This window comes from Halapricum hydrolyticum (genome assembly GCF_025517535.1).
GTDB lineage: Archaea > Halobacteriota > Halobacteria > Halobacteriales > Haloarculaceae > Halapricum > Halapricum hydrolyticum.
Genome location: NZ_JAOPKC010000029.1, coordinates 21,507 through 31,914, shown reverse-complemented (window position 1 = coordinate 31,914; position 10,408 = coordinate 21,507). Strand labels below are relative to the sequence as shown.

13 protein-coding genes are annotated in these 10,408 nt (G+C 63.8%); 3 read left to right on the top strand and 10 right to left on the bottom strand.

The genetic code is table 11. From position 1 onward, the window contains the following. The 8 genes from OB916_RS15595 to OB916_RS15560 all read right to left on the bottom strand — a co-directional run. Positions 1 to 277: SPFH domain-containing protein (locus OB916_RS15595; RefSeq protein WP_315910224.1), on the bottom strand; the 277-nt coding region annotated here is incomplete at its 3' end. A gap of 82 nt (positions 278 to 359) precedes the next feature. Continuing rightward, the gene (locus tag OB916_RS15590; protein WP_315910223.1) at positions 360 to 920 is read right to left on the bottom strand and encodes an NfeD family protein; all 561 of its coding nucleotides are present in this window, start codon (positions 918 to 920) and stop codon (positions 360 to 362) included. 103 nt (positions 921 to 1,023) lie between these two features. Then, a complete protein-coding gene (locus OB916_RS15585) occupies positions 1,024 to 1,338 on the bottom strand; it encodes a DUF7312 domain-containing protein (RefSeq protein WP_315910222.1) in 315 nt (104 codons plus the stop codon). Between the two features lie 62 nt (positions 1,339 to 1,400). Further along, on the bottom strand, positions 1,401 to 3,500 hold the full coding sequence (gene metG, locus OB916_RS15580) for a methionine--tRNA ligase (RefSeq protein WP_315910221.1): 2,100 nt from the start codon (positions 3,498 to 3,500) through the stop codon (positions 1,401 to 1,403). Between the two features lie 125 nt (positions 3,501 to 3,625). Further along, positions 3,626 to 3,856 carry a hypothetical protein gene (locus OB916_RS15575; protein ID WP_315910220.1) on the bottom strand — a complete coding sequence of 77 codons (231 nt, stop codon included), beginning with the start codon at positions 3,854 to 3,856 and terminating at the stop codon, positions 3,626 to 3,628. 129 nt (positions 3,857 to 3,985) lie between these two features. Beyond that, positions 3,986 to 4,519: a DUF5815 family protein gene (locus tag OB916_RS15570; protein WP_315910219.1), complete on the bottom strand. Its 534-nt coding sequence runs from the start codon at positions 4,517 to 4,519 to the stop codon at positions 3,986 to 3,988. A gap of 437 nt (positions 4,520 to 4,956) precedes the next feature. Continuing rightward, positions 4,957 to 5,796: a hypothetical protein gene (locus tag OB916_RS15565; RefSeq protein ID WP_315910218.1), complete on the bottom strand. Its 840-nt coding sequence runs from the start codon at positions 5,794 to 5,796 to the stop codon at positions 4,957 to 4,959. 205 nt (positions 5,797 to 6,001) lie between these two features. Then, positions 6,002 to 6,412 (bottom strand): DUF7124 domain-containing protein, encoded by a 411-nt coding sequence (locus OB916_RS15560; RefSeq protein ID WP_315910217.1) that lies wholly within the window; start codon positions 6,410 to 6,412, stop codon positions 6,002 to 6,004. A 229-nt stretch (positions 6,413 to 6,641) separates the two neighbouring features. On the opposite strand from OB916_RS15560, the gene OB916_RS15555 reads away from it, so the two are divergent. After that, positions 6,642 to 7,283 (top strand): metal-dependent hydrolase, encoded by a 642-nt coding sequence (locus OB916_RS15555; protein WP_390884097.1) that lies wholly within the window; start codon positions 6,642 to 6,644, stop codon positions 7,281 to 7,283. Here OB916_RS15555 and OB916_RS15550 read toward each other — a convergent pair. Both OB916_RS15550 and OB916_RS15545 read right to left on the bottom strand, forming a co-directional pair. Continuing rightward, a complete protein-coding gene (locus OB916_RS15550; RefSeq protein ID WP_315910215.1) occupies positions 7,232 to 7,933 on the bottom strand; it encodes a TVP38/TMEM64 family protein in 702 nt (233 codons plus the stop codon). The two genes, OB916_RS15555 and OB916_RS15550, sit on opposite strands and share 52 nt — an antisense overlap. A gap of 72 nt (positions 7,934 to 8,005) precedes the next feature. After that, the gene (locus tag OB916_RS15545) at positions 8,006 to 9,247 is read right to left on the bottom strand and encodes an NAD(P)/FAD-dependent oxidoreductase (RefSeq protein ID WP_315910214.1); all 1,242 of its coding nucleotides are present in this window, start codon (positions 9,245 to 9,247) and stop codon (positions 8,006 to 8,008) included. A gap of 195 nt (positions 9,248 to 9,442) precedes the next feature. Between OB916_RS15545 and OB916_RS15540 the strand changes: the two genes are divergently transcribed. After that, the gene (locus tag OB916_RS15540; RefSeq protein WP_315910213.1) at positions 9,443 to 9,670 is read left to right on the top strand and encodes a hypothetical protein; all 228 of its coding nucleotides are present in this window, start codon (positions 9,443 to 9,445) and stop codon (positions 9,668 to 9,670) included. Positions 9,671 to 9,795: 125 nt separating this feature from the next. After that, positions 9,796 to 10,389, top strand: coding sequence for a DUF6149 family protein (locus OB916_RS15535; protein WP_315910212.1), 594 nt, complete (start codon positions 9,796 to 9,798; stop codon positions 10,387 to 10,389). The last annotated feature ends 19 nt before the right edge of the window (positions 10,390 to 10,408 follow it).

Below are 10,408 nucleotides of genomic sequence, written 5' to 3'. Positions count from 1 at the left end.
TCACCGGCGAGTTGTCACGGGTGATCGCCTCCTGGCGCGGTACGTCCAGCGTCTGAGTACGCATATCGAAAGCGTAGGTCTTCGAGACGAACGGCGGGACGAAGTTGATCCCCGGCTCCAGCAGCTTGCGGTATTCCCCCAGCACGGTCAGTGCCTTCTTCTCGTATGCTTGTACGATGACCACCATCTGCCAGACGACGGCGACGGCGACGGCCAAAACGACGAGGCCAAGCAGTGGCAAAGCGCCAATCAACTGCAGCGGGACCAGTTCGAACATGCGTTCAGGCCTTCGGCCGACCCGGTAAAAAGTGTTCGGTGAAAATCATGCCACTGCGACGGTCCCGCCGGACTGCGGCGGATTAGGCGGTATCGATATCCGGTTCGCGCCCGCCCTCCTCTTCTCGCCCACGGGCGAGTTCGCGGTCGATCTCGTCTTCTTCGATTACTTCGAGGCTCTCGACGGTCACGACGTTTCCACCGCCGGGGTCGACGACGATGACTTCCGCCCCTTCCTCGATCTCGCTGTCCAGCGCACGAGCCCGGTAATACGGGTTGAACCCGCCCGCTTCGAGTTTGATCTCACCGCTGGTCTCGGTGACGCGCTCGACCACGCGACCGGTCTGGCCCCGGAGCGAATCCGAATCGCTCGTCTGCGCCGTCCCTTTCCCCCCGTAGATGTCGAACTCCCGGTATCCATAGAGTGCCGCCCCGCCGATGATCATGACTGTCGCGGCAAGCACGACCGTCGTTGCGAGTAGCCCGAGCGATCCCGGCAACGCCAGCCCGACCAGGCCGGCGCCGAACAGCGCGATCCCGAGGACGATGAAGTGCGCTCCCGGCGCGAACGCCTCGGCAATGACGAGTCCGGCACCAGCCAGTAACAGCAGCGTCGCCAGATCCAGGCCGAGGAACTCAACCATACCAGTCTGTTCGGGTTCCGACTGGATAATCCTTCGGTCGTCTCACGGGCCGGGACGCGGACTGCCGTCGCGCTCCGCGGGTGCCGGCAGGGAGATACTGCGGTCAGCCCGGCCCTGCGCCGGCCAGATAGAACTGCAGGAAAAAGGCGAGTGCGACGAGGACGCCGACAACGAGAAACAGCACGTTCTCCAGATCAGGTGAGCCGGCCTCGATGACCTCGGTGTCGCTGGTCGGTGAGCCGAAGACGTTGCCCTCGACGGCGCTCTGATCGTCCTCCAGATCCGACAGGGAAAACCGCCACTCGCCGTCGTCGTCCGCGTCGCCGTCGTCACGCTCACGTTCGTCGTCACCGTTGGCACGCTCACTCTCACCGACCTCGTCGGCCCCGAACGCCCAGTCGGAGTCGTCGTCTGCCATGTGAGGGTCAACGGGACGGGCGATAAAAGGGCTGGCGCTACTGGACGTGCCGGGGATTGGTGCTACTGGATGCGTGTGCCGGCCGGAGCGTCCTCGTGTGTCGTCAGCAGGTCGGCCTCCTCCCCGGCCGCCAGGATCATACCGTTGGATTCGACGCCGAACAGTTCGGCCTGCTCCATGTTCGCCAGCAGGATCACCTTCGTCCCGGGAAGCTCCTCGATATCATGGAGCTGTTTGATCCCGGCGACGACCTGTCTGGTCTCGACGCCGATGTCGACTTCCAGGCGGACGAGCTTGTCCGAGTCCTCGATCGGTTCGGCCGTCTCGATGCGGCCGACGCGCATGTCGATCCCCTCGAAGTCCTCGAAACTGATCCGATCGTCGACGAGCGGCTCCAGGTCCATGTCCCCGGATTGGTCACCGCCGGTGTCGTCACTTTCGGTTTCGGTGTCGTCTCCGTCTTCCGTCGCTTCCTCGACGCGCGCTTCGAGCTTCTCGTTGAGCTGTTCGACCCGATCCTCCTCGATCTTCTCGAACAGCTCCGCGGGTTCGTCGAACGTCTCGGGCGGGGCCGCGTGTACGTCCTCGACGGTCGTCTCGTGGACGCTGCCGTCCTCGCCGAGTTGGTCCCACAGTGCCGCCGCCTTGCCGGGCGTCAGCGGCTCCAGCAAGATCGCGAGCGCTTTCGCGACCTGCACGCAGTCCCGGATGACCTGTGCGGCCTGGTCGGGATCTTCGTCGGTGAGCTTCCAGGGCTCGTTGCGCTGGATGTACTCGTTGCCGAAGGCGGCCAGTTCGACTGCCGCCTGGCCCGCCTTCCGGATCGAGTAGTCGTTGATCGCCTCGCGGTAGGCGTCGACGGCCTCGTCGATCCGGTCTTCGACCTCGGCGGAAACCGACGCGTCGGGCGTGCCGTCGAAGTTGCGGTGGGCAAAGAGCAGCGACCGGTAGAGGAAGTTCCCGACCGTGCCGACGAGTTCGCCGTTGACGCGCTCGCGGAACTTCGACCACGAGAAGTCCACGTCCTGCTGGAAGCCGCCGTTGGTGGCGAGATAGTACCGCAGCAGATCCTCGTGGAAGCCCTCGTCCAGATACTCGCGCGCCCAGACCGCCCGGTTGCGCGAGGTCGAGAAGCCCTTGCCGTTCAGCGTCATGAACCCGCTGGCCATGACGGCCCGGGGTTCGTCGTACTCCGCAACGTGCAGCATTGCCGGCCAGAAGATGGTGTGGTGCTGGATGATGTCCCGGCCGATGATGTGAACGATCTCGCCGTCCGCCTTCCAGGCTTCTTCCCAGTCGTAGGTATCGGCACCGACGCGCTCGGTGTACTGCTTGGTCGAAGCGATGTACTCGATGGGCGCGTCGACCCACACGTACAGGACGAGATCTTCCGCACTCGATTCGTCGTCACCATCGATCTCGGGATAGTCGAACCCCCAGTCCAGATCGCGGGTGATACACCAGTCCTGCAGTCCGTCCTCGATCCACTGGCGGGGCTGGTTGCGAGCGTTCGCGGTCCCTTCCAGTCGGTCGAGAAAGTCGGTGAGATATTCGGACAGTTCGGAGACCTCGAAGAACTTGTGCGTGCGATCGCGGTACTCGGCGGGGTTGCCGGTAATCGTCGAGACGGGGTCCTCGATCTCGCCGGGTTCGAGGTGACGACCACAGCCCTCGTCACACTCGTCGCCGCGAGCCTTCGCTCCGCAGTACGGACAGGTCCCCTCGACGTATCGATCAGGCAGGGGCTGGTCCTCGGCGGGGTCCCAGGCGACCTTAATTTCCTTCTCGTAGACGTAGCCTTTCTCCTCGAGCGTGCGGACGATCTCGTGAGTCAGTTCGCGGTTGGTCTCCTCGTGGGTGTGGCCGTAGTTGTCGAACTCGACCGCGAACTTCGGGAACGTCTCCTGGTACTGTTCGTGGTACTCCAGGGCGAACTCTTCGGGATCGACGCCCTCCTGGATGGACTGGACGGCGATGGGCGTGCCGTGCATGTCCGACCCGCAGACGAAGGCGGTCTGCTGTCCCAGCTTCTCCAGGGCACGGCTGAACACGTCGCCGCCGACGTAGGTCCGCAGGTGGCCGATGTGCAGGTCGCCGTTGGCGTAGGGCAACCCGCAGGTCACCACCGCGGGCTCGTCGGTCGGAAAGTCCTCGTGGCTCATACCTTCCCTTACCGCTATACGCGTCAAAAACCCGCTGGTTTCCGGCGAGATCGAATCCTACGGGCACGCGGTCGTCGGCCTCGCTGTTACAGTCGTCCAGAAGGTTTCGAGACAGCAGGGACACGCTAGTTGTTCGCGTCCCGGAACCGATACCGGTAGGGCTGGTCGCGGATGACCTCGACGTCACCGTACTGGGCGTGTCGCCCGAGGACAGTCGCGATTCGGTGGGCGCTGTCGAAGTCCTCGCCGTGCTGCTCGAGCAGATCGAGGATTTCGCGCGCTGTCAACGGCTCGTCGGCGTCGGCCTGTTCCAACACCGACCGGATCCGCTCGAACTCGCCGTGACGTATGCGCATACGCTTACGTATGTGCCACTATACCATTAAACGGCGTCAGACAGCCGTCTGACGGACTTTCGCCGGAAAATCACAGACCGCAGCCGAACGATCGTGGTCGGGGGTTGTCAGACAGTCGCACGGGAAGCGTCACACCGGCCGGTCGTATTCGTCCTCGAAATCGCGCTGGTCGCGGTAGGCCTCGACGAAGCGCTCGACGTCGAACTCCGCCATCTGTGATTCGAACTCCGCTTCGAGGCCCTCGTCGTCGATGTGGCTGACCGCGTGATCCATCAGTTCGACGAGTAGCTCCACGACGACGTGATGGAGTCGTCGGGCGTCGAAGTCGGTCACCCAGATCAGGGCGGCCCCGACTTGCCCGTCCTCCGAGACGTCTCTGACGGCGACCTCGTCGGGGAACTCCTCCATCACCGATCCCATGAGGTGGGGCATCGAGAACTCGTCGTACTCGTCGTCGGTGTCGATCACTGCCCGCAGCTGGGCGGCGATGTCCTCGGGGACGAATCGCGACAGCGGATGGGCGTCCGTCACGACCGCGTGGGTCTCCCCACAGTCGCAGTCGAACTCCCGCTGACCGAGGTCGAACCCCCGCGGCGAGACGGTCTCTCCGCAGGGCAACTCCATTCGTTCCCCACCGCTCCCGGGGACGCGTGGTTCTGGCATATCCGTCGGTTGGGCGCTCGCGCGCTTAAGAGCGACGCTGTCGCCCCCGGGAATCAATAAGTGCGCTGATTTGACGGAAGAGAAGCACAGACGCCACAACGGATCCGATAACCATGCCAACGCGAACTCGGAACGCTACAAGAGCAACGAAGCAAACAAACCCAGATTGAGCAACCCACAAAAGCGACCGACCGAACCACCCTAAATTTTGACTGTCGCGCAGAGATCTATTTCGTTGTTCTATCTGAGCCATACCAGCCTCCTTGCACAACCAGAGTGAAAATGTTTCTGGCGAAGAGTGAAAGACGCGCGGGCTTCGTGAACGGATGGTTCAGAATCTTCAACGCGAGACAAACGGCGTCGCTGTGCTAACTTCACGCTTTGTATCCAGTACGCCGTTCGTGTCAACTGGCGGAGGTTTCAAGAGAGCCCGGATATCAAATCGAGGGCTGTCGATCCGGTCTGTCGTCACTGCGTGCGCTGAGTCGGACGTACGCCTCGGTCACGAGTGCCGTCCCGAAAGTCAGGTTGACAGCGCCCAGCAGTGCGCCACCGACCGTCCCGGCAGGTCCGACGAGCAGCGACGCGAGCACCCACGTTCCGAGAGTGACCAGAAACAGCACGACGGCCAGCCCGAGAATCTCCCATCGGTTGCCCTTCACCAGGCCCCAGGAGCCGGAAATCGCCTGAATCGGTCCCTTGTCGGCGACCGCGATCTCCTGGCGGACGAACAGGAGGCCGATGTAGACGAACAGCGCGGGAACGAACAGCAGGAAGAACGTCAGCACGGAGACGATCCCGATCGCGAGATAGATCAAGATCACGGCCACGAAACCGTACGCCGCCGCGATCGGAAGGCGGCGCGCCGCCAGCGCGCGTGGTACGCCGTCCAGTTCGTCGTTCGCGAACGCTCTCACGGCGACGATCCGGATCGCCTCGACCAGGATCGCCAGCGCGAGCAGTCCGACCAGCAGAACCGGGGCCGAGAGGTCGACCGTCAACCCGGCTGCTTCGATCGTCCGCTCCAGATCCGTGATAAGCTGCTGGACTTCCGGCTGGCTGGTATCGGCGTTCTCGCGGACAAGCGTCAGCGTGTCCTCGAATACCCGCACGAGCAAGGATTCCGCGAGGACGTCACTCGCGATCCCGACGATCGCCAGCGAAGCGACGATCTGCGCACCGGTCATCGACAGCAAGCTGTCGACGGCGTCCGCCAGCAGCTGGTACAGATCCAGCGACTCGTCCAGCGCAGGATCATCGAACGGGTCAGCGGACATCGGTCCCCTCTGGACGCTCCCTCCGGGCCTTTGCAGTCTGCTCCCCCCTCGCGATTCGGCCGTACAAACGGTCGGCTGTTCTCATCGGCCGTCGGTTCGACGAAAAGTGGGATAAAACCACTCGTTTCCGATAGGTTCGCACGGATCGCGTGGCGGTCCGATCGCACGGCCTGTGGCGATACGGCCGGGCGTACGGCGGTCCAAATCAGGGCCAGTCGTCGCGGCCGTCGTCGCCGTCCTGTCCGGGCGGTTCGGGTTCACCGAGCTCCCAGTCGGCGGCGTCGGCTGCCGCGACGACGTCCAGATACTCCCAGCCGACCGACGTCGCCAGTTCCTCGTCTTCCTCGCTCGTCCCGATGTAGACGTACCGTGGCGTCTCGAACTGGTTTCTGACGTTTTCGAGGCTCTCCTTGCGGCCCCTGGGTCCGGAGAAGAAATCCTGCCGGATGCGGTGTTTGCGGGTGAAGTTCGTCACGACGTAGGTCGGCTTCTCGGAGACGACGCCGACGTACTCGCTCCACTGGCGCGCGTCGGTAAACACCGCGTCCGGACGGGCCAGCCGCTTCAGTGCTTCCAGATCGAAGGCGAGGGTCATCTCGCCGCTTGCGCCGTCCATACCCGAGCATGACGGTGGCGCGCGCAAAACGGTGTCGGTCGGCACTGTCGAACCGACCGACCAGGACGCCGACAATACCCCTCACATGAGGGCAACCGCTCTGCGAACGCCGACGGCCGGAACCGTCCGCGTCGGCACTGACGTCATCCGGGCGCGAATGCTGACCAATCGCATGTTGGCACAGAGTCCCCGATACGGTTATATGACGTGACCTCATACAGAGGTCACAATGATGGCGACGACACACGGCCTCCTCGGGCTCGCGCTGGGGGCCGTCATCGCCTTGCTGGCACCCGAACACGCAACTACCGCGATGGCCGCCGGACTTCTCGGAGGAGTCGCTCCCGATCTGGACCTGTACCGCGGCCACCGCCGGACGTTACACTTCCCGGTGTACGGATCGATCCTTACGGCGGTCGTCGTCGCGATCGCGATACTCGTGGCAACACCCGTGACCGTCGCGCTCGCGGCGTTCGTCGCCGCTGCGGCCCTCCACGCCGCGACTGACGTCCTCGGCGGCGGCCTGGAGTTGCGTCCCTGGGAGGGTAACTCCGAGCGGGCAGTGTACTCCCACTATCACGGTCGCTGGCTGTCGCCGCGTCGGTGGGTACCCTACGACGGGTCGCTCCACGATCTCGGCCTCGCGGCCGGACTTGCAGTGCCGGCAGTGCTCTGGACCGATGGCCTGTTGCAACTCATCATCGCGGGCGCGGTAGTCGTCTCCCTCGGGTACACGCTGCTCCGAAAGCGACTGGCAGCGATCGCCGCCACGCTGGTCACGCTTCTCCCGGCGGCCGTCCACCCCCACGTTCCGGAGCGCTATCGAAGTACCGCCAACAGCCACTCGAACACGGTCTCGCGATACCAGTAGACGAACGCCGAGACGGTCAGCACAGCCAGCAGGATCACTCCCGCTTCGACGTACAGACGTGCCGCCAGTGACGCGCCGACGGCGTTCGCGAGCAGATATCCCGGGATTCGCCCGAGTGCAGCGATCAGCGTCATCCGCCTGATGTCGAGTTCGGTCGTCCCGGCGACGAAGCAGATCACGTCGTCCGGCAGACCTGGCAACACGAACAACGCAGTCAGCGCCAGATATCCCCGCCGTGCCGAGAAGCCATCGAACGTGGCGAGCGCGTCCGGGTCGATCGCCCGCTCGACGAACGGCCGCCCGTAACGACGCGCCAGTCGAAACACGACGTAGCTCCCGATCGTTGCCCCGACGACGCTGTAGACAGTACCCCAGAAGAGCCCGAACAGCCAGCCGCTCGCGACGGCCAGAACCTGTCCCGGGATCGGTGCGAACACGACCTGCATAGCCTGCAACAGGACGAACGCGAGCGGTGCGGCGAGACCGAACTCCGCGATGAACGCCCGGGTCGCGACCGGCTCGGTGAGCCAGGCGACCCGACCCCGGAGTGCGATCGAGCCACCGATCAGCACCGCGAGGATGACCGTCAATCCCACCAGTGTCGTCCGGCGGCTCCGGGCGTCAGCGAAGATCCGCACGCGACGATCCATCAGCCATGGGCTCTCAGCGCGGACAGAAAAGCCCTGTGTCGATCAGACGGACTGCTGTAAGTCGGGCCCGTATCACTCGATCGCAGACGGAGCCAGCGCGTCGAGATCGACCTCTTTCTCGAGGAGCGCCTCCTTCTGGTCGGCGACCGGCCGTTCCTGGCGGATGATCTTCTTGAACGTGCTCTGCTGGGAGAGATCCCCGATCAGTACCCCGCCGATCAGCTTGCCGTTCTTGAACGTGAGGCGACGCCACTCGTTCTCGGAGTATTTGCGCTCGGCGTCGTCTTCGCCGATAGTCGGGTGGCCAAAGGAGAGGAACGGGAAATCGAAGTGCGTGATCGAGTAGGAGGGGACGTACCGGAACTCTTTGGTCGTGTCGTCGGTAGCCATGTTCTTGCCGGCGACGACGCCCTGCTCTTTGGCCGAGCCCCACGCCCCGTTCTGGGTTCGATCTTCGAGGATCACGTCGTAATACTCGGTAATGTCGCCGGCCGCGTAGACGTCCTCGACGTTCGTCCGCATGTACTGGTCGACGAGCACGCCGCCCTCAACGTCGACCGGCGTGCCTTCGAGGAACTCCGTATTGTAATCCAGCCCGACGGCGATCCCGACGAACTCCGCCTCGTGGGTCACGCCGTTGGTGTCGACGACGCCGCTGACGTGACCCGTTTCGTCGACCTCGAAGTGGTCGAGTCCGCTCTCGAAGACCGGTTCGACGCCGATCTCTTCCAGCGCCCGGTGGACGATCTCCGCGCCGTCGAGGCTCAGCGCGTAGCGCCACCAGCGGTTACCCCGCATGAGGTACTTGGCGTCGACGTTCTGGGCGCCACAGATCGCTGCCAGGTCGATCCCGAGCAATCCCGCTCCGATGACGACGCCCTTCTCGGCTTCGGCGGCGTGTTCGCGGATCTTCCGGGCGTCCTGGAACGTCCAGAAGTGATGGATCCCCTCGGCGTCGGCGTTCTCGACGGGGAGCTGGATCGGCGTCCCGCCCGTCGCGACCAGGAGCTTGTCGTAGCTGTAGGTCCCGCTGTCGTGGGTGTGGACGGTCTTCTCGTCGGTATCGACGCCGGTCACGTGCGTGTTGAGCGCGAGGTCGATGTCCCGCTCGTCGTACCAGTCGGGCTCGTGGATCGACACCGGCGGCTCGGGCAGCTTGCCCTTTGCGAACTCTTTGATCAGAATCCGGTTGTACAGCGCCTCACCCTCCTCGGTGATGACGGTGATTTCGGCGTCGGGATCCGTCTCGCGGATCGTCTCGGCCGCCGAACTCCCCGCGATCCCGTCGCCGAGGATGACGTGCGACGTGGTCATGGACTCTCGTTCGGGTCGGGCCTTAATGTGGGTTGCTATCTCTCCAGTGACCGATACTCGGTGACGTCGTGACCCTCCCCGATGAATCGGTCTCCCGAGGGACAGGACGGCGTTCCAGACGGAATACACCATGATAAATACATATGGTTCTGGCGCGTACAAAGGTTCTTGAGTCTCGCAGCCGTATTGAGAGACATGCGTGAGACGATCGAACGCGTATTCGGACTGGACCGTTTCAGTCGGCGACTGATCGCACTCGGGGTCGTGCTCGTCGTCGGGAGTCTCGCTCTTGCCGGTTGGTTCCTTCTCAGCGGTGAACTCGTGACGGGGCTGTCGATACTCCTGTACGTCGTCGTCGGGACGCTGCTCGCGGCGATCGGGTTCTCCCCGAGCGTAGGTTCCGGGCCGAACCAGCGCGTGTGATGCCGTCGTACGTTTGGGACAATATTCGGCACGGCGGGGTATCGAGGGGTTCAGACGTGTTGCAATCGGCAGTATGATCTGCCGGAGTCGCCGCGTTCAAGGCGGCGAAATCCGTATCGCGGTCGATGAAGATCCGTCAGAACGTCCGCCACTGGGCCGCGAAGCAAGCGCTGACCATGCCCGTGGTCGGCGAGTACGCCATCGACAAGCTGGTCGACATTCACACGTCCGTCTTCCTGGACCGCGCCGAGGAGAGTCACAGAGACGACCGGCGCGAGTACCTCGACGCCTTCTTCGAGGCGACGATGGACACCTACGTCGCCGCGCTGGAGGACGGCTATCCGGAAGCCGAGGCCCGTGAGATCACCCACATCCAGGCCAACTTCGCCTTCTACAATCACGGCTGGACCGAGATGATGGAGTTCCCCAGCGACGAACTCGACGTGCATTACGACCGCTACGCCGAGTTCTTCGAATCTTATAACATCGCGATTGAGGACCCGCTCGGAGAATTCAAACCGGAGGACGGGCTGCCGAACGCACCGTCGACGCCCGAGCGACTCGAGGAGCCCGAACACCCCTACGCCGAGGGCGGGTTCGCCGACGACGTCTACGTCGAGACCGGCGACGGCGAACTCGTGGTCGGCGGCGGCGAGGAGCCAGAAAACGTGGATGTCGAGGCCGCACCGGGTGTAGACGAGGAAAAGGTCGAAGGCTGACATTCCCCACACGGCCAAT